General features: G+C 39.7%; 1 protein-coding gene and 1 pseudogene. Both read left to right on the top strand.

Annotation, left to right across the window (positions count from 1 at the left end):
- Positions 1–281, top strand: a 281-nt coding sequence (locus tag HC176_RS16180; RefSeq protein WP_245234927.1) for a DUF5723 family protein, incomplete at its 5' end; no start/stop codon positions are given.
- Positions 278–496, top strand: a pseudogene (locus tag HC176_RS16175) (hypothetical protein); the annotation flags it as partial. The gene HC176_RS16180 and the pseudogene HC176_RS16175, both read left to right, overlap by 4 nt.

The following is a 496-nucleotide window of genomic DNA, read 5'->3' as shown; positions in this document are numbered from 1 at the left end:
ACCATGTTGGAGCACAATTTTTCGCCATGAAGCGCCCTCGAGGGCTTAACTACGCAACCACTCTTTATTACGACCGCACATTCAACGAAAAATTCCGTGGAAAGCTTACTTATACTGCAGATTCCTATTCTTTTTCTAACATAGGGCTGTTGCTATCGGCAACGATTTCCAATTTTAATGTTTATATTGCTGCAGACAATTTGCTGGATTATGCCAACCTGGCAAAGGCGCGCAACGCTTCGGTGCAGCTTGGATTCCAGCTCTTATTTTCCAGGGAATGAAAAAATATATCTCCGCTTTTCTATTTTGTTTTGGATTGAGTGCTTCCGTAGCAGCTCAGGATCTTAATAATTATCAATACGTACAGGTGCCCGATAAGTTCGAGTTTCTAAAAGAGGAAAATCAATATCAGTTAAATGCGTTAACAGCTTTTTTGCTTGAAAAATATGGTTTTAAACCACTTTATAAAAAGGAACTTCCACCGGGAATTCAACCA

The organism is Tamlana crocina, assembly GCF_012037625.1.
The sequence above is the reverse complement of the archived record's forward strand: the minus strand, read 5'-3'. Positions and strand labels throughout refer to the sequence as shown.